Source organism: Nocardiopsis chromatogenes YIM 90109, from assembly GCF_000341185.1.
GTDB lineage: Bacteria > Actinomycetota > Actinomycetes > Streptosporangiales > Streptosporangiaceae > Nocardiopsis_A > Nocardiopsis_A chromatogenes.
The window spans coordinates 1-20496 of sequence record NZ_ANBH01000116.1 but is presented as its reverse complement, the minus strand read 5'-3'; the positions used below and the strand labels follow the sequence as shown (position 1 = coordinate 20496).

The following is a 20496-nucleotide window of genomic DNA, read 5'->3' as shown; positions in this document are numbered from 1 at the left end:
CCTGGTGCTGACCCACTCCACCGCCGAGATCCACGGCGAACCGATGCTCCAGGTGATGCGGGAGATGAACGAGCGCGGAGGCACCCCGATCACGGCACGCGGCCGCACGGAGATCGAAGGCTACTTCCGTGGGACCGAGCTGCTGGAGCCGGGCGTGGTGTCCTGCTCCCGGTGGCGGCCGGAGGAGGCCGAGGTCGGAACCGTGAAGGACGTGTACCTGTTCGGCGGTGTGGGCCGGGTCCGCTGAGGAGCGGGCGCCCCTGCGGCCCTGCCCCGCCCCCGCTCAGAGCGTGCAGGTGCAGGGCGGGGAGGTCGCCACGGTGGCGGCCGCGGCGCCCAGGGTGAGCGCGGGCGGACTCACCAGCAGGACGGCCGCGGCCGCGGCGGCCATGGCGCGCCGCCCGGCCCCGCCCGCCCGTGCCGGGCCGAGCAGGCGGCGCGCACGCTGCACCGGGCAGGCGCCGTCGGCGCCCAGCGCCTCCGGGGCGGGCTCCGCCGGGCGCGCGGGCAGCGCCATCGCCCCGAGGGCGTGCAGCAGCGAGGCCGCGCCCACCGTCCGGGCGGCGCGGTCGTCGGCCGCCCACTCGACGAGCACCGGGACCTCGCGGACCGCGGCGCGCAGCAGCGGTACGCCCGGGAACGCGGCGTCGAGCAGCCGGGCCCAGGCCACCAGCAGGTGGTGGCGGCCGCGCAGGTGCGCCTGCTCGTGGGCGAGGACGGCGCGCATCTGCCGGGAGGACAGGGCATCCAGGGCGCCGCTGGTGACCACGACCCCCGTGCCCGGCACGCAGTAGGCGTGCGGCCGGTCGGCGTCGACCAGCCACACCCGCCNCCCCCCGCCGACGGTGCGGCGGCGGGCGCCCGCGGTGAGCCCGCGCCGGTGGTCGCGCCGCCAGCGCGCCGCGTCCCGGCCGCGCCGCAGCGTCACCCAGGCGAACCGGCCGGCGGCGAGCACGGCCGCGGGGGCGAGCACGGCGGCCCAGGTGGCGGCGTCGTTGGCGCGGACCGCCTGGAGGAGGGTGACGCAGGCGGTGACGAAGCCCTTCAGCCCCGGGCCCATGACCTCGGCGGCCAGCAGGAGCACCATCGCCGCGCAGGTGAGCAGCCACGCGGTGGTGGCCAGGGTCCACAGGCCGAGCATCGTCCCGGGGGCCAGGGCTCCGGCGCGCCCAGCGCGGCCGAGCAGGGACGGTCCGGCGGCGGCGAGGAGCAGCGCGGCGGACAGGGCGGCCGCGGCGGCGGTCACGCGTCGTCCTCTCGGGGGGCTTGGGCGAGGAGGGAGCGCAGAACGTCGGCGTCTTCGGGGGACATCTCGTCGACGAAGCGGAGCAGGGTGGCGCGGGGGTCGCCGCTGTCGGTGAGCGCGCCGTGCATGCGGCGGGCGGCGTATCCGGCGCGGTCGCGGAGCGGCCGGTAGAACCAGACCCGTCCGGTGCGGCGCCGGTCCACCCAGCCCTTGCGGCGCAGGTTCTCCAGCACGGTGGAGATGGTGGTGTAGGCGGGCGTGCGCCCGGGCAGCGCATCGACGACCCGGCGGACGCTCATCTCACCGTCTCCGGCGTCCCAGAGCAGGTCGAGAACGGCCGCTTCCAGCGGCCCCAGTCCGGTGTCCTCCATCGGTCACCTCCTCCTGTCCTCGTACGGACATACCTAACAGATCCCGGGCCGGGGTGCGTCCTCGGCGGGGGCGGCAGACGCGCCCGCGGCGGACGCCGGGCCCGAGGATTCTCCGCCGGGGTCGAGACGCCCGGGCCGACGCGGTCGTCACGGCCTCGGGTGGCCGCGGGAAGGGCCACCCGAGGCCGTGACCGGCGCCCTGCCTGTCGGCGGTCGGCCTTCGGCCGCCCCCCATGGCGGCCACGGCCGCCGGAGGTGACACCGCTTCAGCGCAGCACCGTTGCGTTCGGCCTTCGGCTCCGGTGTCGCCCCACCCGTCCTTGGTCATCTGCACACCCGCGTCTACTCCTGGGCGGTACTCGCACGGGAGCCCCCGTACCTGCGGCCCCTTTCACACCGGAGGGCCTCCATCCGCATCCGGCACCGCGCGGGCGGCAGGCGCAGCCCCTTCACTCGGGCGCCGGTGTCCCCGAGCACGGGGGTCGACGGGTTCGGGGCGATGATCCGGGTCGGCCCGCCCAGGTTGCGGGGGGCCGCAGGGGCCGGGGTCCGTCGGAGCGGGGCGGGCGATGACAGGCCCGATCGGCGACGGGGCCTCCGAGGCGCTTGTCCCACAGGCCCCGACACCACAGGGACGCCCGGGGCCCCGTCCTCTTGACGGGTCCTCCACAGCCCCAACGCAACGCCGCGCCACTCCAGCCGACGACGCCCCACATCGAAGGACCGCCTTCACCCTCCGCCCGTCCTCGCGCCGGGGAGAGCGGCGAAGGTGTCGCCCAGGCCCTCAGAGGCCACCGGCAACAGCACCGGTCCGTCGGGCGCCGCCGCCACGGGGACGGCCCACTCCCCTTCCCCCAAGGTGTCGCCGTCGCGCATGTCCACGGCCCGCGTGCCCGATGCCTCCGCGCCCTCCGTGGCCGCGGAAGCCCCGGTTTCCGGGTTCCCGGTCGACAGGTACAGGACACCGTCGACGATCGCCTCGGTGCGCTCGCCGGGTGCGGTCTCCCGCCGCCAGAGCCGCTGCGGGTCGCCGCTCCCGGTTTCGACCCCGACCACGGCCCCACCGCCCTCCGGGGCCATGCCGGAGACGACGGCCTTTCCGTCCGAGGTGCCGACCAGGCGCGGCTCCTCCTGGGGCCCGAATGCGGCCACCTGTTGCCCGGTGCGCAGGTCGTGCACGGTGTACCCGACGACGTCGCCGGTCTCGCCGCCCTCGGCCCCGTCGGCGGCCTCCTCGTGCCAGGACACGACCGTCACCGCGCTCGCGTCGGTCGCAGGACGCGGCCCGGGGGCGGGCTCCGCTCCGGGGGCCTCCTCGGGCGGGGCCAGGCCGGGTCCGTCCCACAGTTCCCGTCCGGTGGCCGTGTCCAGCGCGCGCAGCCGCCCGTCCCGCTCGGTGAGCAGGGCCCCCTGGTATTCGTGCAGGACCGTGCCGACCTCTTGATCGGACTCGTGCGCGGCCACCGCCCCCGTGGACGGGTCCAACGCCGCCTTGGGGCCTGACGCCCCGCCCATGACCGACCCGGCCGAGGCGCCGAAGACGAGCCCGGGGCCGATGAGCGTGCCGGGCACCTCGACCGGCCCCCAGGCCAGGGTCCCCTCGTCGGGGCGGTAGGCGGCGGCCGTGGTGCGGGTGGCGAGTCCTCCTCCGTCGGGGTCGGCGTCGCTGTCCAGCACCACGACGAGGCCGCCGCCGTCGGCGTCCCGGGTGGCCGCGAACGCGGTGCAGCTCGGGTTGCGGGCGAGCGACCAGCGGGTGCCGCCGTCCGGGCCGACACCGAGGAAGGCCAGGTCGCCGCCGGTCTCCTCGGGCATGACCAGCCCCACGAACCCGTCGCCGACCGCCTTGGGCGGCGCGGAGAACGGGGCCGCCCACACGGCCTCGGGCTCCAGGGTGGGCGGGACGTCGGCGGCCGGGACCGCCGGGGCCGGGCTCGGCGGGTCGTCGCGCACCGCGGCGTCGGCCGTCTCCCGTTGCGCCTGCCCGGCGCAGGCGGTGAGGAGCAGCAGCGCGGCCGCCCCTACCGCGGGGGCCGCGGCCCTTCGGGGCGCAGGGGACCGGGTCACCGGTCCGCCTCTCCTCCGCGGCTGGCGGCCGGGGCCGCCTCCCCTTCCCCGGCGTCGCCGCGGGCGCCCTCGCGGTCCTGCCCACCGTCGCGGCGGGCCCTCCGGCTCCGCCGCGCCCGCACGGCGGCCAGGGCCAGCAGGGCGACGGCCGCCGCGCCGAGGGCCGGCAGGTCGCTCCACTCCCCGAGCCCCGCCAGCGGCTGCTGGATCCGGTAGGCGAGGTCCTCCAGGGAGCCGACGCCCGGCAGCGCGCCCATCGACGCCGTGCCGTCGTACACCAGGAACAGCACCCCGATGGCGATGAATATCAGCCCGGACACCAGGCTGTTGGTGTGCAGCCGCAGCCGCCCGAGGGTCACTCCCCGCCCCCGCAGCCAGGTCCGGCGGCCCAGGTCGAAGCGGTCCCACAGCAGCGCCAGCAGGAACAGCGGCAGCGCCATCCCGAGCGCGTAGACGGCGAGCAGCAGCCCGCCGCGCACGGGCCCTCCGGTGGCGGCGACGGTGAGCACCGCGCCCAGGATCGGGCCGGAGCAGAACCCCGCCAGGCCGTAGACCGCCCCCAGCCCGTACACCGACGGCGCCCCGGTCCGCCCGGACAGGCGGGCCTGCAGCCGCACCAGCGGGCCGACGGCCACGCCCAGCCCGAGGAGCTGCGCGGCCCCCATGGCGATGACCGACCATCCGGCCACGGCCACCAGCAGCTCCCGGTTGCCGTAGAAGAACCCGGCGATGGAGGCGGATCCGGCGCCCAGCGGGACCAGGGTGGTGCACAGCCCGGCGTAGAACACGGTGGTGCGCCCGAGCAGCCCGGCCGGGTTGCGGAAGGCATAGGCGAAGAAGGACGGGAGGAGCAGCGCGCTGCACGGGCTGAGCAGCGCGAGCAGGCCGCCGAACAGGGCGGCGAGGTAGCCGACGTCCACCGGTCAGCCCTCCCCGCCCGACGCGTCCGCCCCGTCCCGGGCGTCGGCCAGGGCCTGGTCGATGGTCTGCGTGAACACGTCGAGGGGCTGGGCGCCGATGACGGGCTGCCCGTTGACCAGGAAGGCGGGTGTGCCGGTCACCCCGATGTCGCGCCCCTCGGCGAAGTCCGCCTCGACCTCGTCCGCGAGGTCCTGGCGCTCCAGGTCCTCGGCGAAGGTCGCCGTGTCCAGGCCGATGTCCTCCGCGATGGCGGCCAGCTCCGCGCCGATGGCACCGGGGGCGGTGCCCTCCAGGTCATCGTGGGCGGCGTAGACGGCCTCGTGGTACTCCCAGAACGCCCCCTGTTCGGCGGCGGCGCGGGCGCCGACGGCCATGGTGCGGGAGGTCCCGCCCTTGTAGGGGAACTCGCGCCACTCGATGCGCAGGTCGCCCGGGTCGACGTAGCGGTCGACCAGCTCGGGCTGGGTGTCCTGGACCCACTTGGCGCAGAACGGGCACTGGAAGTCGGAGTAGGCGATGAGGACGACGGGGGCGTCGGGGTCGCCGAGGGCCGTGGGGTCGTCGGCGTCGCGGCGGGCCAGGGACTCGCCCATCTCGCGCAGGTCGGCCGAGCCCCCGGCGGTGTCCGGGGCGCCCGCCCCGCCGGAGGCGGAGGCACCGGAGGCCTCGTCGCCGCCCCCTCCGAGGCGGACCGCGACCCCCACCGCGATCACCACCACGATGGCGGCGCTGAGCAGCAGCGGCCAGAGCGCTCCGGGTTCCCGCTGGGCGGGCTTCTCGCGCGGCATGGGTCTCCTTCCGGCGGGCACGGCGAACGTTCTTCTATGCACGATAGAAGAATCTCTATGCTACATAGAATCACCGTGCCGACCGTCCGCTCCGCCGGGCGCCCGGCGTGTGATCCCGGCCCCGAGGAGAGGAGCGCGCACCCCGATGCGCCAGTGGACGAGCAGGCAGTGGCTCACGGCCGCCGCGGGCACCGCGGCGGCGCTGGCCGTGCTGGGGGTTCCGGCCGTGCTGATCCCCAACGGCCTGTTCACCCGGGAGATCGACCCGGCGTGGTGGTCCTATCCGGTGTGGGCGGCCGCCTCGGTGCTGTCGGGACTGCTTCTGGCCACCTACGTGCGCACGGGGCCGCAGGACCGGGCCGCCGCCGACGCCCCGGGGCCGGGCCGCACAGGATTGGGCGGCACCGTGCTGTCCTGGTTCGCGATCGGCTGCCCGGTGTGCAACAAGCTGGTGCTTCTGGCCCTGGGCACGTCCGGGGCACTGACCTGGTTCGCCCCGCTGCAGCCGGTCCTGGCGGTGGCGGGCCTGCTCCTCCTGGCCTTCGCCCTGCGCTCCCGGCTGCGCGCCCAGAGGTCGTGCGGGGTCGGCGCCACGGCGTGATCCACAGGGGCGCCGGAACACCTCGCGCGGCTCTCCCCGGGCGCCTACCCTGACCGCGTGCGCACCCCCGCACGCGCCGGGCGCACACCATGCGCGGCAGAGGAGGAACGGTGACCACAGTCCCCGACGGCCCCGGCGTCGACGAGCCGTGCCGGACCGAGCAGGTGCGGCCGGGACCGTCCGGGGACGCGGCGGCCGACCGGCTGTTCCTCGTGCCCGCCCCCACAGTGGCTCGCGTGGGCCCGGCCGGGTTGCCGCGTGACCGGGTCGGGGACGCGTCCACCGCCAAGACGCTGCACCGGGAAGAAGAGGGATAGCCATGGTCCGAGGTCAGCGCACCGGTCCGGCCAACGCGATCACCGACGTGGCCGGGCTGCGTGTCGGGCACGCGCACCGCACCGGAGACGGGTGGCGGACCGGCACCACCGTGGTGCTCGCGCCTCCCGAGGGCGCGGTGGGCGGCGTGGACGTGCGCGGAGCGGCGCCGGGCACCCGCGAGACCGACCTGCTCGACCCGCGCAACCTGGTGGAGCGGGTGCACGCGGTCGTGCTCAGCGGCGGGTCGGCGTTCGGGCTGGACGCGGCGGGCGGGGTGGTGCACCGGCTCGCCGACGCCGGTGTGGGGCTGCCGGTGGGCGGGCCCGGCGAATGCGTGCCGATCGTGCCCGCGGCGGTCCTGTTCGACCTGAAGCGGGGCGGGGTGTTCCGCAACGTTCCCGACGCGGCGATGGGCGCGGCGGCCTACGACGATGCCGTGGCCGCACCGGAGGGGCGGGCCCTGGAGACGGGCGCGGTCGGAGCCGGGACGGGCGCGGTGGTCGGCGGGCTGGCCGGGGGCGTCGGCTCGGCCAGCGCGGTGCTGCCGGACGGCACCGTGGTCGGCGCCCTGGTCGCGGTCAACGGCGCCGGGAGCGCGGTCGCCCCCGCCACCGGGGAGGTGTACGGGGCGCAGGAGCCCCTCGGCGGGGAGTTCGGCGGCCTGCGGGCGCCCTCCGCCGAGGAGGTCGCGGCCTGGGGCGGGCCTGCGGAGGTGCGGCTCGCCGCTGAGAACACCACCATCGGCGTGGTCGCCACCGACCTCGGGCTGACCAAGGCGCAGGCCGCCAAGCTGGCGTCGGCGGCCCACGACGGCCTGGGCCGGGCGGTCCGCCCGTCGCACACCATGGTCGACGGGGACACGGTGTTCGCGCTGGCCACCGGGGCGGGCCCGGCTGATCTGGAGGACTTCCAGCGGGTGCTGGGCGCGGCCCCGGAGGTGTTCGCCCGCGCGATCGCCCATGCCGTCCTGGCCGCACGGGGCGGTCCACACGCCCGCTCGTACCGCACGGTGTTCCCGTCCGCGTTCCCCGACGGCGGGGCGGGTGGCGGGGTCGGCGACGGGAGCACGTGACCGGCCACGCCCTGCACGCCTCCAGGGATTGGCCGCGGGCCTCCCCCTGGTCGGCCTCGCCGTGTCCGCGTGCCTGCGGCCCCGGGGCGACCCGGCGCGGGTGGTGCCGGGGCCGAACGCCGCCCCGGCGGCGCCGGCCGAGCCGTGCTCGCGCCACGGTCGGGAGCGCCCGGTGGCGGACGGCGACGAGGAGACGTCGGCAGCCCCCGCAGCAGCGTCGTCGGGTGTCGGGCGCGTGCGGTCGCCGTGTGGGGCAGCGACGGCGGAAGCGGGACCGTTCCCCGGCCCCGCCCGCCAGGCGGCAACCCCCTCACGGTCCGGGAAGGCAACGGCACAGCAGGTACCCCCGACGCCCCCTGGCCAGGCAGCAGGCCACCGGAGTGTGGAGAGGGGCGACGACGAGGAAAGATCGGCGACCCTCCCGGCAGCGCTCCCCGAAGGGAAACGATCCTTCGTCGCCGCCCCTCCACCCCCACCCCACCGGCCGGTGCCCGGAGGGCCTCCCGGCGATCGTGGCCGACGGCCACACGGCCGAGGAGCTCCCCGGGGTCATGGCGGGCGCCGGGATGACCCGACCTCCGCCCCGGGCGGCCGCCTGGCGGAGACCCCCTGTCGGCGGCCCACCGAGCGTCCGCTTTCCTCCCACGACGGAGCCGGTTACCGTGAGCCACATGGGTCAGGGGATGTTCACCGACGACACGGTCATCAGGAGGGTGAACCGGGAGGCGTCCACACTCCTGGCCGCGGCGTACGCCATCCTCCTCCAGGTCGCCCACCCGTCCGTCGGGCAGGGGGTCCGCGACCACAGCGACTTCGCCTCCCGCCCCCTGGACCGGCTGCGCGGCACCCTCACCTTCGTCTACGGGAGCGTCTTCGGCACCCGCGAGGAGGCGGAGCGCGTCGCGCGCATCGTGCGGGCGGTGCACCGGCACGTCGTCGGCCCCGGCTACGACGCGCGCGACCCCGACCTCCAGGTGTGGGTGGCGGCCACCCTCTACGAGGGCGCCGTCCGCATCCACGGGCTCGTCTTCGGTGAACTCTCCCCCCAGGAGAAGGAGGAGCTGCTGGGCCAGTGCGCCCTGTTCGCGACCGCGCTCGGGTGCCCCGGGGACCGCTGGCCCGCCGATCTCCCCTCCTTCGAGCGCTACTGGAAGGAGACGGTCGAGGGCATCGAGGTGAGCGGCGCCGCCCGAGACATCGCGCGGGACCTGTTCACCCCGCGCAACCGGGCGCTGCGGCCCCTCACCGCCATCCAGCGGTTCATCGCCTCGGGCATGCTGCCGCCGAACATCCGCGAGGGCTTCGGGCTGGCGTGGGACGAGCGCCGGCGCCGCCGGTTCGACCGGTTCTTCGCCGTCGTCAGGGCCGTCTACCCGCGCCTCCCCCTGCGTGTGCGCACGCTGCCCCGGGACCTCTACCTCCGTGACATGCGGCGCCGGGCCGCGCGCGGCCGACCCGTGCGGCGCTGAGGACGGCGCAAGGGGACCGGCCGCGCGGGCGCGCGGGCGCTCAGAGCGAGCGGATCGCTCCCCCGTCCACGGCCATGCAGGTGCCGGTGACGTAGGACGCCGCCGGGGACAGCAGGAACGCCGCCACCTTCCCGAACTCGTCGGGGCGCCCGGCCCGCCCGAGCGGCACCGCCGCGTCCCGCTTGCGGGACTCCTCGGGGGCGGCCGCCTCCAGCTGCTGGATGCGCGGGGTGGAGATGCGCCCCGGCAGCAGGCTGTTCACCCGGATACCGCGTGGGCCCAGCTCGTCGGCGAGGGTCTTGGCCGCCATCGCCAGGCCCGGCCGGAGCCCGTTGGAGATCGCCAGGTTCGCGATGGGCTGGCGCACCGAGCTGGAGAGCACGAACCCGATCGCGCCGCCCTCCCCCATCCGCTCGGCGGCGGTGCGGGCCAGCCGCAGCGCGCCCAGGAAGACGGTGTCGAACGCGCCCGCCCACTGCTCGTCGGTGGCCGACAGCACCCCGCCCGGGGGCGGCCCGCCGACGCTCACGAGCAGCCCGTCGAGCCCGCCCCACGCCTCGGCGGCGGCCGCGACCAGGCGTGCGGCCGCGTCCGGGTCGCCGTTGTCGGCGGCCAGCCCGCGCACCCGGCCCGGGTGGTCGGCCTCCAGTTCGGCGGTGACCGCCTCGACCCGCTCGGGGCCGCGCGAGGACACCAGCACCCGCGCCCCGTCCTCCAGGAGCGCGCGGGCCGTCGCCAGGCCCAGCCCGCTCGTCGCCCCGGTCACGATGTAGGACCGGCCCTCGATGCCCAGATCCACCGCTTCCTCCTCGTCGTCTCGGCCGCCACTCCGCGGCGGTTCCCCGCGGAGTGGGCCCCGCCATCCTGCCACCGCCGCCCGCCTCCCCCACGGCCCGGGCGCCCCGGGCGGCGCGCCGGGCCGGACCTACGATGGGGGCGTCGCCCCTGAACGGAAGGAGGCCGGTGCCGATGCCGGTCGCAGACGAGCAGGACACGGTCGAGCGCGCCCTCGTGGTGATGGCCCACCCCGACGACGTCGACTTCGGGTGCGCGGGCACCGTGGCGCTGTGGACGCGGGCCGGGACCGAGGTCGTCTACCTGATGGTCACCGACGGCGACGCCGGGGGCGATGAGCGGACCGTGGACGGGACGGGCATGGCCGAGCTGCGCCGGGCCGAGCAGCGCAAGGCCGCCGCCGCCGTCGGCGTGCACGACGTGCGGTTCCTGGGATACCCGGACGGGCGGGTGCTGCCCACGCTGGAGCTGCGCCGCGACATCGCCCGGGTGATCCGGCAGGTGCGGCCGCAGCGGCTGGTCATGCCCAGCCCCGACCGGGACTGGCGGCGGATCGCGGTGAGCCACCCCGACCACCTGGCGACCGGCGAGGCGGCCATCAACGCCGTGTACCCCGACGCCCGCAACCCGCACGCCCACCCCGAGCTGCTGGCCGAGGAGGGGTTGGAGGCGTGGACGGTGCCGCAGGTGTGGATCCCGCACGGCAAGGACGCCGACCGCTGGTCGGACATCACCGAGGTGTTCGACCGCAAGGTGGCGGCGCTGGCCTGCCACGAGAGCCAGATCCCCGACGTGTCCGCCCTTGAGCCCCGCCTGCGCGAGTGGCTGGGGGCCGAAGCCGTCCGGGGCGGCCTCCCCGAAGGGCGCTTGGCGGAGGTGTTCCAGGTCGTCGACACCCGGTGACCGCTCCGTCGGGGGGCATCCGCCGAGCCGTCGTCCGTGGGCGCGGCGGGCGGCGGCGGCCCGGTCGGCTTCGAGCGCTTCGTGCGCGAGGAGGCGGGGCCGCAAGCGGGGTGCGAGCGGGCGGTTTCGGCGGATCGTGTCCCTCCGTCGTCGGCTTCTGGGGAACCGATCGCCACGCCCCCGGGCGGCTGCAGCCGTCGCGGGGGCCTTCCTTTCTCCACGCCGCCTTCACCGAGGACATCACGTCGGCGGTTCGCGTTCACCGAATTCATTGTCGGCTCTCCTCCGGCTCCGGCTCGACACCGATGACACTTCCGATAGGCCCGATAGGTGGAGGGGCGTCGGCGTGCTCGTGCACGTCGGGACGCTCCACTCCGGCATGGGCGATGGACTGCCGATCCTCGGCTTCAAGGACCTGAACCCTGTGGCGCCGACGGAGCACGCGGCCGGAGGGGACTGCCGAGATGCTCGACCGGCGGTGGCACACGTCCAGGTACCAGCGACGGAGGCGCCGGCGGCTGCGTCGGAGTCGCCGACGCCGCGCACCGGCGGGCGCTGATCGCGTCGACGTGTCCGGGTGCGGATGCACTCGCCGCCGCGACGCGGTAGACGTGTGGAGAGCACCTGTCCGACCGATACCAAGGAGGCCCGCCGTGGCCCAGCCGCCTTCCCCGTACGAGTTCCTGCCGGAGGTCCCCTCCTTCACCGTGACCAGCCGGGACGTCGCCGAAGGGGTGACGCTCCCCATGGCCCAGGTCAGCGGGATCATGGGGGCCGGGGGCGAGGACGTCTCCCCGCACCTGGCCTGGGAGGGCTTCCCCGAGAGGACCCAGAGCTTCGCCGTGACCTGCTTCGACCCCGACGCCCCCACCGCCAGCGGGTTCTGGCACTGGGCGGTGTGCAACATCCCCGCCGACGTCACCTCGCTCCCGACCGGAGCGGGCGGCGAGGGCGGCCCCGGGCTGCCCGAGGGTGCGGTGACGCTGCGCAACGACGCCGGGGCCAACCGGTACATCGGCGCGGCCCCGCCCGCCGGGCACGGCCCGCACCGGTACATGTTCGCCGTGCACGCGGTGGAGGCGCCCCGGCTGGACGTGGACGCCTCGGCCACCCCGGCGTTCCTGGGGTTCAACCTGTTCTTCACGACCATCGCGCGGGCCGTCGTCACCCCGGTCTACGAGCAGAAGTGACCCGTCCTCCCGCCTGACGGCGGAGGCCCCCGCACACCGGGGGCCTCCGCCGTCCCCCGTACCGGCGGCAACGCCCCGTGCCCCCGCCCCGCCCCGGCGCGGCACCCTGATCGCACATACACTCTGATTCTCTGGCGTTCGTACGAACTCGAATGGAGTGTGCGCGAACATGAATTCTGTGCGATCCGGGTACTCCGCCGTCGTCTTCGACTTCGGCGAGGTCCTCTCCCGACCGCAGGACGAGACCCACCGGGCCGCGATGGAGCGCCTCGCCGGCGTCCCCGCGGACCGCTTCTGGAGCGCCTACTGGAACGAGCGCCGCGCCTACGACGCCGGCCTGACCGCCGCGCAGTACTGGGAGCGCGTGGCCGAGCGCGCCGGAGCCGCCTGGGACACCGCGCGCATCCAGGCGCTGTGGGCTTCCGACGTCGCCTCCTGGCTGCCCACCGACCCGCAGGTGACCGCCCTCGTCGGCGCGCTCGCCGAGCGCGGGGTCCGGCTGGCCCTGCTCTCCAACGCCCCCTCCGACATCGCCGGGGCGCTGCGCCACTCCCCCGTGCTCACCCCCTTCGCGTCCCTCTTCTTCAGCTGCGACCTGCGGCTGTGCAAGCCCGACCCGGCCGTCTACCGGCACGTCCTGAACGAGCTGGGCACCGAGCCCGACCGGACCGCGTTCATCGACGACCGGGAGGAGAACGTGCTCGCCGCCAAGCGCGAGGGCATCGACGCCCACCACTACGTGGGCCCCGAGGACCTGCGCGCCTTCCTGGAGGAACGCATGGGCGCCCTCCCGGGCGCCTGACCACTGACCGTTTGCGGTCACCGGCNGGCGCGCGCCCCCCCCCCCCCCCCCCCCCGCCTCTCCGCGCGGCCCGGGGCCCCGCCGGGAGTCCTCCCCGGAGCCCCGCCCCCGGCCCGGCCCCGGTCACCGTCCTGGACACGGGACGCTCGGCCGGACGAACCGGGCGCCGACGCGGTGGAACCCCGTGGTAGCACGCCCGAAAGGGCCTCCCGGTTGTCCTGTGAACCGGAATCGGCCAACCCCGGGCGCCCCGCTGATCTGCGACTTACGCTCGACATGTACGGATCGACACCCCCGCCGGGCCCGGCACCGCCCCGCCAGGGCGGGACCGCCGCGGAACCGCCCGACCCCTGCCGTCCCGTGCGCGACCCATGCACATCACCCATATCGAGCGGAGAGGTTCATCGGTGTCCGTTGCACAGCCTTCCGAGCGCCCGACCGTCGTGGTCACGACCGCGGGCTCGGCGCCGACCTCCGGAACCATCCTTCACCTGCGGCGTCTGGGGTACCGGGTCGTCGCCACCGACATCGACTCCACGGCGCCCGGCCTCTATCTCGCCGACGCCTGCCGCCTGGTCCCGCCCGGAACCGACCCCGACTTCGCCGCCGAGCTGCGCGGCGTATGCGCCGAGGAGGGCGCGTCCGCACTCATCCCCCTGGTCGACGAGGAGCTGCTGCCCGCCTGCGGGCTGGCCGCCTCCGGACTTCAGGTGCTGCTGCCCCGGCGCGAGTTCATCGCCACCTGCCTGGACAAGTACGCGCTGATGCGCCGCCTGGCCGCCGCCGGGCTGCCGGTCCCGGCGACCGCGCTCGCCTCGGAGTGGGAGGGCGTGCCGCAGACCCCCGTGGTGGTCAAACCGCGCTCGGGGCGGGGCAGCCGCGGGGTGGCCGTGTGCCACACCCCCGGCGACCTGTCCCGCCTGCTGGCCTCCGGCACGCACGCCCCCGAGGAGCTGCTGGTGCAGGAACGGGTGGCCGGGACCGAGTTCACCGTCTCCGTGGTGGTCTGGCGGGACGGGCGGGTCCAGGCCGTGGTGCCCAAGGAGGTGGTGCTCAAGCGGGGCGTCACCAAGTTCGCGGTCACCCGCCGCGCCGAACGCGTAGCCCGGGTGTGCCGGGACGTCCAGCGCGAGCTGCGCGCCGACGGGCCGTTCAACGTGCAGCTCGCCCTGGACGCCGCCGGAGAGCCGCGCATCTTCGAGATCAACCCGCGCTTCTCCTCCACCGCCCCGCTGACCACGGCGGCCGGGGTGGACGAGGTCGGCGGGCTGCTGACGCAGGCGGTGTGCGGCGGGCCCCGGCTGGCCGACGAGTGGCGCGAGGGCGTGGTGATGGTGCGCCGCTGGACCGACGACTTCATCGACGAGGAGGCGTTCGCCGCGGCGGGCGTGCGGCCCGCCGCCTCGGAGCCCATGCGCGAGCCCGAGCCCGAGCCCGCCGTGCAGGTGCCGAGATGAGCCGACCCGGGGCCGCGCCGGGAGAGCTCCTGGCACCCCTGACGGCGGCGGTGCTGGAGGTCGGCGTGCTGCTGCGGGAGTGGCGCGCCGACGCCGACGCGGTGCGCGGGGTGTGGGAGGGCTCCCAGTTCAAGGCGGAGGCCGACGCGCGGGCGCACCGGGAGCTGAGCGGGCGGCTGTCGGCGCTGGCCCCGGACGTGCCGGTACTCAGCGAGGAGGACGCGGCCTCGCAGGTGGCGGCGCGGCCGGAGCGGCACTGGCTGATCGACCCGATCGACGGCACCGCGAGCTACGTCCACGGGTTCCCCGGGTACGTGACGCAGGCGGCGCTGATGGAGGGCGGTCGGCCGGTGCTGGCCGCCATCTACGCGCCGGAGAACGACGTGCTGTACGCGGCGGTGCGGGGGCTGGGCGCCACCCGCAACGGGGTGCTGATGCCGCGCCTGGAACCGGCCCCGGTGGGGACGGGGGCGCTGGTCGACAACACCCCGGAGCCGCGCGGGATCGCCGCCGAGGCCTACGCGCACTTCGGGTTCGGGGCCTACCGGGAGTGCGGGAGCATCGCGCTGAAGCTGTGCCGTGTGGCCGAGGGAGCGGCCGGGCTGTTCATCAAGGACGTCCCGGTGCGCGACTGGGACGTGGCGGCGCCGCTGGTGGTCCTGGAGGAGGCCGGGGCGGGACTGGTCCGGCTCGACGGGACGCCGTTCGACTTCCAGGGCGGGTACGAGAGCACGGGCCTGATCGGGGCGTCGTCGCCGGCCGCCTGCGCGGAGGTGGCGCGCTGGTGGCGCGGGCGCGCCGGGAGGGGGTAGGGCGTGTTGATCGGATCATGACCTGCTGCACGACGCCCGGGCGCACCCCTCGCCGCGTTCTCATCGGTCGACGGCACGCCCGGGCCGACTCCCCTGCTTCTCGGGAGACACAGCGGCCTTGCGACGGACATGGCGCCGCCGGTGCCTTCTACGGCCATGATCCGATCAACACGCCCTTGCGGCGGTCGCGCCGGTCCGGTGTCCTCCGTTCGGAGGACACCGGACCGGCCCACGAGCCGATGCCCTCGCCGGAACGCCGGGTCTACCCTCGAAGGGAGGCCGCCGACGGCGTCCTCGACACGGGGACCACGGGGGGAAGAGGAGGCGAGCCATGGAGAGCTCCGCAGCGCGGCCCGGCCATTACCGGGCCGCCGACAGCGACCGCGACGCCGTCGCCGAGCGGCTGGCGGCCGCGCTGTCGGAGGGGCGGCTCAAGGAGGACGAGTACCGCGAGCGCCTCGACGCCGCCCTGAGCGCGGTCACCCTCGGGGACCTCGAACCGCTCACCGCCGACCTGCCGCCCGCGGGCGCCCCCGCCCCCGCTCCCCGCGCGGAGGGGCCCGTGGACCTGGCCGTGACCGGCGCGGACAGCGCCCCCTCGCTGTGGAGGGAGCAGGCCGAGGCCTGGCGGTCCTGGGCCGGGGGCGCGGTCATCATGGTCGGCATCTGGGGGCTGACCAGCGTCCTGGCCGGGGGGTTCACCACCTTCTGGCCGATCATCCCGCTGGGCATCTGGGCGCTGGTCGTCATCGCCGGCATGATCGGCGGCGGTGGCCACCGCCGCGGCCACCGGCACGACCACCGGCACGGCCGCCGCGACCGCGACCGCTGAGGCGGCCCCGCGGCCGCCCGCCCGGAACCGGCGCCCACACGCCTCCCACCCGCCCCGCCCCGGTCCTCGCGCCCGCACAGAGCCTTTTCTCCCGCCACGGCGGCGCGTATCGTGAAATCTCCCATCATCATGCGGCAGGGGGTGGGCGTTGGTGGACGACGAACGCGTTCCCGAGAGCCGTATGCGCGCCTCGGACGCCGACCGGGACGCCACCGCCGAACGCCTCGCGACCGCCCTCGCGGAGGGCCGCCTGGACCTGCAGGAGTACGAGCGCAGGCTGGACGCGGCGATGGCGGCGGTGCACCTGGGCGACCTGCGCGCCCTGACCGCCGACCTGCCCGAGCCGCCCCCGCCGCCGGCCCCGGTCGAGGAGCGGCCGCTGGTCGCCGCCGCCGGGGGCGAGGCGGCCTCCCCGTGGAAGGAATGGGTCGACGAGTGGCGCTGGTGGCTCGGCGGTGCCGTGATCATGACCGGAATCTGGGGCGTGACCAGCATCATGGGCGGCGCGCTGTTGCCGTTCTGGCCGCTGGTCCCGCTGGGGATCTGGGCCGCGATCCTGGTCGCGGCCGCGATCTGGCCGGACGAGAACTCGGGCCGTCGGCGGTGAGCCGGGGGCGGCCGGACGCGGACCGGTCCCCGGTGCGCCGGAGGGAGTGACGACGATGGACGACGAGCGGCTGCCGCCGGAGCGGATGCGCGCCTCGGACGCCGACCGGGACGCCGTCGCACGGCACCTGGGGCACGCCCTCCAGGAGGGCAGGCTGGCCCTGGATGAGTACCACGAGCGGCTGGACCGGGCCATGGCCTCGGTGACCTTGGGCGACCTGTCCCCGCTCACCCGGGACCTGCCCGCACCGCCGCCGGAGGTGCTGCGTCCGCCGGCCCGGAGGCCCGAGGCGCAGGCGCCCGAGACCGACCGGTCCCGGGAGTGGCACCGCCGCCTGGAGCCGTGGCGGGGGCTGGCCGCGGTGTCGGTGGTGCTGATCGGCATCTGGGGCGTCACCAGCGTCATCGCCGGGGGGCTGCTGCCGTTCTGGCCGCTGATCCCGATCGGGTTCATGTTCGTGTTCACCTTCGCCGGGGCGCTGAGCGGGGCGTACCAGCGCCCGCCCGACCGCGGCCAGGGCCGGTCCGACCGCCCGTGGCCTCCGCCCGACGGGCGCTGACGCCGGTCGGGGGCGCGGCCGCCGGGGGTCGCCCCCGGGCGGGTCAGCCCGCGGCGTGCAGCCAGCGGACGGGGGCGCCGTCGCCGGCGTAGCGGAAGGGTTCCAGCTCCTCGTCCCAGACCCGGCCGGTGAGGCGGTCCAGCTCCTCGGCCAGGTCGGCCTCCTCGGCGGCGGCCCGGTCCATGGCGGTGCGCAGCCGCGCCTCGGAGACCAGGACCTCGCCCGCGGCGCTGGTGACGGCGGTGAAGACACCCAGGGACGGGGTGTAGCTGTAGCGGACGCCGTCGCACCCCGGGGTGGCCTCCTCGGTCACCTCGAAGCGCAGGCGCTGCCAGCCGTTCAGTGCTGAGGCGAGCGCGCCGGACATGCCGGGCGCGCCCTGCCAGTTCAACTCCGCGCGATGCGTGCCGGGTGCCGCCGGCTGGTCGTCCCAGTCGAGTTTCACGGGCACACCGACGACGCCCGCGACCGCCCACTCGACGTGTGGGCACAGCGCCGCGGGCGCGGAGTGGACATACAAGACGCCACGTGCGGACACCGAACCTCCTGATACGAACGAGTGCGCTTCCCCGTCGCCCTCGTTCTTCCGCAGAGGAGCCGTCCGTTCGGGAGTTCTCCTCGGGCCATTGTGCCCCATGGGCACCAATGGCACCAGGGCGGAGGTGGCCGGATCCGGCATTCCCGCCCGCGGAGGGTTGCGCGGCGGTTAGCGTGACCCCAGGTGTGGCAGGTCCGGTGAGTCTACTTGGGGGGCCGTTGAGTGACCAGACCCGAGACGCCTCCACCTCCGCCGCCGAACTGGTCGGCCGGGCCGCCGACGGCGACCACGCCGCCTGGCGGGCCCTGATCCGTCGCTACGAGCTGATGGTGGACGCCGTCGTGCACTGCCACGGGCTGGCGGGGCAGGACGCCGAGGACGCCCGGCAGACCGTGTGGTGCAGGCTCGCCGAGCACCTCGACGACATCCGCTCCCCGGAGCGGATCGGGTCGTGGATCGCCCGGACCACGCACCGGGAATCGGCCCGGCAGGCGCGGCTGGCACGGCGCGCGCGGGCGCTGGAGGCCGGGGAGGGGGCGCGGCTGCTGGACCCGGTCGACCACCGCACCCCCGAATCGGAGTTCCTGCGGGCCGAGGAGGACCGCGGGGTGCGGGAGGCCATCGCCGCGATCGAGGAGCCCGAGCGCACGGTGCTGGCGCTGGACCTGCACCGGCCGGGGGCACCGGCGGCGGAGGTGGCGGACTGCACCGGGCTGGCCCTGGAGGAGGTGGCGTCGGTGCGCCGCCGGGCGCGGCGGCGGCTGCTGAGGCTGCTTCGGGGGTCGGACGCGGTGGACGTGTGAGCGGGAGGCGCTGTGCGGGGACGGGGCGAGGACGAGCGGGCCGACCTGCTGATCGCCGAACTGCGGCGGGGCAGACCCGAGGCGGGGCCCATGTCGGACCGGGTGCGCCGGGCGGCGGACGGCGCGTTCGCGGCCCGCGCGGTGGAGGCGCCGGTCGCCGAAGTCGTGGACGACTCGCTGGAGCGGCCCGGCGGGGTGCGCCCGAGCGCGGTGTCGGGGCCGCGCTATGTGGTGCTGCGGGGGGCCGGGGTCGAGGTGCGCCTGGAGATCAGCGAGCACGGCGACGAGCGCAGGGTCGCGGGCCGGGTCGTTCCGCCGCTGGGAGAAGCGGTGGAGGTGCGCAGCCCGTTCGGCGCGCGTGAGTTCGCGATGGACGGAGGAGGGGGCTTCACCGCACGCGCGGTGCCGCGCGGGCCGGTGCGCCTGCTGGTCCACGACGGCGGCGGTCCGAGGCTGGCGACGCGCTGGATCTCGATGTGACCCCCTCCCCGGGGGCATGGCGCCTCTCCCCGGCCCCGATCTCCTCTGCCCTCCTCCGCCCGGTGGTGCGGCGGCGCGGCCGATCATAGGATCTCCGGCGATCCCATTCCCGTGGGAACCCCGGGTCCGCGATCCCCCACGCTTGCCGCGCGGTCCACGCCCCATCCGAGGAGGAGGCACCATGTCCGAGAACAGCGCCCCCGAGACGCCCCTGGAGGAGCTGCCCGAGCGCAGCAGGCAGGTGGCCGAGGCGTTGCAGGCCGCGGGGGTGCGGCCGCAGGTCCGGCGGCTGGAGGAGTCGGCCCGCACGGCGGCCCTGGCGGCGCAGGCGCTGGGGAGCGAGGTCGGGGCGATCGCGAACAGCCTGGTGTTCATGGCCGGGGAGGCACCGGTCCTGGTACTGACGAGCGGGCGCCACCGCGTGGCGACCAAGGCCCTGGCGGCCCGCCTCGACCTGCCGAGGCTGGACCGGGCCGAGCCCGAGCAGGTGCGGACGGCGACGGGCCAGGCGATCGGAGGCGTGGCCCCGGTGGGCCACCCGACCCCGCTGACGACGGTGGTGGACGAGGCCCTGGCCGACTACGACCGCATCTGGGCAGCGGCGGGAACACCGGAGACGGTCTTCCCCACGACCCACGACGAACTCGTCCGCTTGACGAAGGGCCGCTCCCTCCCCGTGGCCGAGTAGGCCGAGCGGCAGCCGCGCCCTCAGGGCTGAGCGGGATGGCCGCGAAATCACTGATCAGGCGTCGATTCTCCGCAGAGCTCCCCCGGGCCGCCCGAGGCGCCCGGAAGACGGTCACGTCCGCTGGGGTGGTGGAAGTTCCGTCCGGCCAGGTCAGCCTGCTGGTTGTGCCCCTGGGGGGCGGACCGGGCCGCCTGAGAAGCCCCGACCTGCGCCCCGCCCTTCGTCGGGCGGCCGCAGTCGGCAGAAGTTCCACCACTCCAGCGCACACCATCCGGAAGACGGTTCCGTTCCATCACCACCGGCCCTGACCCCGAGTCCTCGGGGCGGGGAAAGCCTCCCGCACCTTGTTCGACACCCGGACGGGCCGCGCGCGTGCGTTCGTCGCGATACCAGAACGGATTCGGTGCCCCGCTGCTGTCGTCGCCCTCTCCGATGACCACGTGCATGCCTGAGGGGCGACGGCGCCGCGGTGAGGGGCGCCGGACCCCGTCCGTCCACGCCTCCCGTACCGCACCGCGCCGAATCGCCTCCCGGCCGCTCGGCCTCGGGTGCGGCCGTTCCCGTATCGCGACGAATACTCCGGTCCACGTCATCAGGGACACGGCCGCGCATCTCGCCTGTCTTCCCGGTATGTCGGTCACCTCACTACGCCCGTCCCCACCTGCGGCGACGGAACCTGGTGGCCAGGTTCGCCGATACCGGGGCCGTTCTGGCCTGGGCTTTTCCCATTCGGGCGACCCGCGTTCGCCCGGCTCCCCATTTCGGGCCGGCGTCCGGCGGCTTGTGCCCGCACACCCTCGCAAGGGAAATGCGGGGGTTCACCACCCTTCGCCGACCGGCGTCTTCCACAACCCGCCCGATCGGGCTCCCCGTGCGGCCTTCGGGTTGCTAACAAGGCTCTGGAGCGCATTGCACCGGTCTTCCGTGCGTTGTGCGCCAGCATCCGTGTCTTCCGGACCGACCGGTCCATCCCCCGGCGAGAGGTGCCGCCATTGGAGAGCCCGCGCCCCCGACGACCGTTCGACACGACCGACGACCCCGCGACACTCGTCGCCCGCGACCCCGCCGCCGCGCGTGCCTGGGCGGAGGAGGTCCTCGCCTCCGCCCCCGCCCCCGAGACGCGGGCGCACGCCCTGTGCACGATCGGCATCTGCCAGCACGAGGAGGGCGACCCCGC

At 75.9% G+C, this 20496-nt stretch carries 24 protein-coding genes; 17 read left to right on the top strand and 7 right to left on the bottom strand.

Features of this window, described 5'->3' with window-relative positions; all coding sequences use genetic code 11:
• Window positions 1–247 (top strand): SAM-dependent methyltransferase (locus tag D476_RS0111895; protein ID WP_026123434.1); only part of this gene is annotated, 247 nt, incomplete at its 5' end.
• 36 nt (window positions 248–283) lie between these two features.
• On the opposite strand, the gene D476_RS0111890 is transcribed toward D476_RS0111895, so the two are convergent.
• The 5 genes from D476_RS0111890 to D476_RS0111870 form a co-directional block, all read right to left on the bottom strand.
• The gene (locus D476_RS0111890) at window positions 284–1246 is read right to left on the bottom strand and encodes a M56 family metallopeptidase (protein WP_017624176.1); all 963 of its coding nucleotides are present in this window, start codon (window positions 1244–1246) and stop codon (window positions 284–286) included.
• A complete protein-coding gene (locus D476_RS0111885; RefSeq protein ID WP_017624175.1) occupies window positions 1243–1617 on the bottom strand; it encodes a BlaI/MecI/CopY family transcriptional regulator in 375 nt (124 codons plus the stop codon). The genes D476_RS0111890 and D476_RS0111885 overlap by 4 nt, the downstream gene beginning before the upstream one ends.
• Window positions 1618–2346: 729 nt before the next feature.
• Window positions 2347–3684 (bottom strand): PQQ-binding-like beta-propeller repeat protein, encoded by a 1338-nt coding sequence (locus tag D476_RS33015; protein ID WP_017624174.1) that lies wholly within the window; start codon window positions 3682–3684, stop codon window positions 2347–2349.
• Complete coding sequence (locus D476_RS0111875; protein WP_017624173.1) at window positions 3681–4604, bottom strand: cytochrome c biogenesis CcdA family protein; 924 nt, start codon at window positions 4602–4604, stop codon at window positions 3681–3683. Before D476_RS0111875 ends, D476_RS33015 begins: the two co-directional genes overlap by 4 nt.
• Before the next feature lie 3 nt (window positions 4605–4607).
• Complete coding sequence (locus D476_RS0111870) at window positions 4608–5393, bottom strand: DsbA family protein (RefSeq protein ID WP_017624172.1); 786 nt, start codon at window positions 5391–5393, stop codon at window positions 4608–4610.
• A 145-nt stretch (window positions 5394–5538) separates the two neighbouring features.
• On the opposite strand from D476_RS0111870, the gene D476_RS0111865 reads away from it, so the two are divergent.
• From D476_RS0111865 to D476_RS0111850, 4 genes are all read left to right on the top strand, one after another.
• Window positions 5539–5994 carry a hypothetical protein gene (locus D476_RS0111865; RefSeq protein ID WP_017624171.1) on the top strand — a complete coding sequence of 152 codons (456 nt, stop codon included), beginning with the start codon at window positions 5539–5541 and terminating at the stop codon, window positions 5992–5994.
• A gap of 110 nt (window positions 5995–6104) precedes the next feature.
• Window positions 6105–6311, top strand: a complete 207-nt coding sequence (locus D476_RS0111860) for a hypothetical protein (RefSeq protein WP_017624170.1) — start codon at window positions 6105–6107, stop codon at window positions 6309–6311.
• A 2-nt stretch (window positions 6312–6313) separates the two neighbouring features.
• On the top strand, window positions 6314–7384 hold the full coding sequence (locus D476_RS0111855; protein WP_017624169.1) for a P1 family peptidase: 1071 nt from the start codon (window positions 6314–6316) through the stop codon (window positions 7382–7384).
• Between the two features lie 671 nt (window positions 7385–8055).
• Complete coding sequence (locus tag D476_RS0111850; RefSeq protein ID WP_026123432.1) at window positions 8056–8853, top strand: oxygenase MpaB family protein; 798 nt, start codon at window positions 8056–8058, stop codon at window positions 8851–8853.
• A 40-nt stretch (window positions 8854–8893) separates the two neighbouring features.
• Here D476_RS0111850 and D476_RS0111845 read toward each other — a convergent pair whose 3' ends face one another.
• A complete protein-coding gene (locus D476_RS0111845) occupies window positions 8894–9652 on the bottom strand; it encodes an SDR family oxidoreductase (protein ID WP_017624167.1) in 759 nt (252 codons plus the stop codon).
• 170 nt (window positions 9653–9822) lie between these two features.
• Between D476_RS0111845 and D476_RS0111840 the strand changes: the two genes are divergently transcribed.
• The 8 genes from D476_RS0111840 to D476_RS0111800 all read left to right on the top strand — a co-directional run bounded on the left by D476_RS0111840 (window position 9823) and on the right by D476_RS0111800 (window position 16810).
• On the top strand, window positions 9823–10551 hold the full coding sequence (locus D476_RS0111840; RefSeq protein ID WP_017624166.1) for a PIG-L deacetylase family protein: 729 nt from the start codon (window positions 9823–9825) through the stop codon (window positions 10549–10551).
• A 653-nt stretch (window positions 10552–11204) separates the two neighbouring features.
• On the top strand, window positions 11205–11741 hold the full coding sequence (locus D476_RS0111830) for a YbhB/YbcL family Raf kinase inhibitor-like protein (protein WP_017624164.1): 537 nt from the start codon (window positions 11205–11207) through the stop codon (window positions 11739–11741).
• 169 nt (window positions 11742–11910) lie between these two features.
• Complete coding sequence (locus tag D476_RS0111825; RefSeq protein WP_040726100.1) at window positions 11911–12543, top strand: HAD family hydrolase; 633 nt, start codon at window positions 11911–11913, stop codon at window positions 12541–12543.
• A 443-nt stretch (window positions 12544–12986) separates the two neighbouring features.
• Window positions 12987–14000, top strand: a complete 1014-nt coding sequence (locus D476_RS0111820) for an ATP-grasp domain-containing protein (RefSeq protein WP_017624162.1) — start codon at window positions 12987–12989, stop codon at window positions 13998–14000.
• Window positions 13997–14812 carry a 3'(2'),5'-bisphosphate nucleotidase CysQ family protein gene (locus tag D476_RS0111815; protein WP_017624161.1) on the top strand — a complete coding sequence of 272 codons (816 nt, stop codon included), beginning with the start codon at window positions 13997–13999 and terminating at the stop codon, window positions 14810–14812. The genes D476_RS0111820 and D476_RS0111815 overlap by 4 nt, the downstream gene beginning before the upstream one ends.
• Before the next feature lie 331 nt (window positions 14813–15143).
• Window positions 15144–15644 (top strand): DUF1707 SHOCT-like domain-containing protein, encoded by a 501-nt coding sequence (locus tag D476_RS0111810; protein ID WP_017624160.1) that lies wholly within the window; start codon window positions 15144–15146, stop codon window positions 15642–15644.
• A 181-nt stretch (window positions 15645–15825) separates the two neighbouring features.
• Window positions 15826–16251: a DUF1707 SHOCT-like domain-containing protein gene (locus tag D476_RS0111805; RefSeq protein ID WP_017624159.1), complete on the top strand. Its 426-nt coding sequence runs from the start codon at window positions 15826–15828 to the stop codon at window positions 16249–16251.
• A 55-nt stretch (window positions 16252–16306) separates the two neighbouring features.
• A complete protein-coding gene (locus D476_RS0111800) occupies window positions 16307–16810 on the top strand; it encodes a DUF1707 SHOCT-like domain-containing protein (RefSeq protein WP_017624158.1) in 504 nt (167 codons plus the stop codon).
• A gap of 43 nt (window positions 16811–16853) precedes the next feature.
• On the opposite strand, the gene D476_RS0111795 is transcribed toward D476_RS0111800, so the two are convergent.
• Window positions 16854–17348: a DUF3145 domain-containing protein gene (locus tag D476_RS0111795; protein WP_026123431.1), complete on the bottom strand. Its 495-nt coding sequence runs from the start codon at window positions 17346–17348 to the stop codon at window positions 16854–16856.
• Between the two features lie 218 nt (window positions 17349–17566).
• On the opposite strand from D476_RS0111795, the gene D476_RS0111790 reads away from it, so the two are divergent.
• The 4 genes from D476_RS0111790 to D476_RS33010 form a co-directional block, all read left to right on the top strand.
• The gene (locus D476_RS0111790; protein WP_017624156.1) at window positions 17567–18151 is read left to right on the top strand and encodes an RNA polymerase sigma factor; all 585 of its coding nucleotides are present in this window, start codon (window positions 17567–17569) and stop codon (window positions 18149–18151) included.
• A gap of 12 nt (window positions 18152–18163) precedes the next feature.
• The gene (locus D476_RS0111785) at window positions 18164–18631 is read left to right on the top strand and encodes a hypothetical protein (protein ID WP_017624155.1); all 468 of its coding nucleotides are present in this window, start codon (window positions 18164–18166) and stop codon (window positions 18629–18631) included.
• A gap of 181 nt (window positions 18632–18812) precedes the next feature.
• Window positions 18813–19319 carry a YbaK/EbsC family protein gene (locus tag D476_RS0111780; protein ID WP_017624154.1) on the top strand — a complete coding sequence of 169 codons (507 nt, stop codon included), beginning with the start codon at window positions 18813–18815 and terminating at the stop codon, window positions 19317–19319.
• A gap of 992 nt (window positions 19320–20311) precedes the next feature.
• Window positions 20312–20496 (top strand): hypothetical protein (locus D476_RS33010; protein ID WP_040726097.1); only part of this gene is annotated, 185 nt, incomplete at its 3' end.

What these genes read in the sequence shown, in the direction of transcription:
- D476_RS0111885 (WP_017624175.1), bottom strand. Translation starts at nt 1,617, where the DNA reads ATGGAGGACACCGGACTGGGGCCGCTGGAAGCGGCCGTTCTCGACCTG.
- D476_RS0111870 (WP_017624172.1), bottom strand. Translation starts at nt 5,393, where the DNA reads ATGCCGCGCGAGAAGCCCGCCCAGCGGGAACCCGGAGCGCTCTGGCCG.
- D476_RS0111865 (WP_017624171.1), top strand. Translation starts at nt 5,539, where the DNA reads ATGCGCCAGTGGACGAGCAGGCAGTGGCTCACGGCCGCCGCGGGCACC.
- D476_RS0111855 (WP_017624169.1), top strand. Translation starts at nt 6,314, where the DNA reads ATGGTCCGAGGTCAGCGCACCGGTCCGGCCAACGCGATCACCGACGTG.
- D476_RS0111850 (WP_026123432.1), top strand. Translation starts at nt 8,056, where the DNA reads ATGGGTCAGGGGATGTTCACCGACGACACGGTCATCAGGAGGGTGAAC.
- D476_RS0111840 (WP_017624166.1), top strand. Translation starts at nt 9,823, where the DNA reads ATGCCGGTCGCAGACGAGCAGGACACGGTCGAGCGCGCCCTCGTGGTG.
- D476_RS0111825 (WP_040726100.1), top strand. Translation starts at nt 11,911, where the DNA reads ATGAATTCTGTGCGATCCGGGTACTCCGCCGTCGTCTTCGACTTCGGC.
- D476_RS0111815 (WP_017624161.1), top strand. Translation starts at nt 13,997, where the DNA reads ATGAGCCGACCCGGGGCCGCGCCGGGAGAGCTCCTGGCACCCCTGACG.
- D476_RS0111810 (WP_017624160.1), top strand. Translation starts at nt 15,144, where the DNA reads ATGGAGAGCTCCGCAGCGCGGCCCGGCCATTACCGGGCCGCCGACAGC.
- D476_RS0111805 (WP_017624159.1), top strand. Translation starts at nt 15,826, where the DNA reads ATGCGCGCCTCGGACGCCGACCGGGACGCCACCGCCGAACGCCTCGCG.
- D476_RS0111800 (WP_017624158.1), top strand. Translation starts at nt 16,307, where the DNA reads ATGGACGACGAGCGGCTGCCGCCGGAGCGGATGCGCGCCTCGGACGCC.
- D476_RS0111780 (WP_017624154.1), top strand. Translation starts at nt 18,813, where the DNA reads ATGTCCGAGAACAGCGCCCCCGAGACGCCCCTGGAGGAGCTGCCCGAG.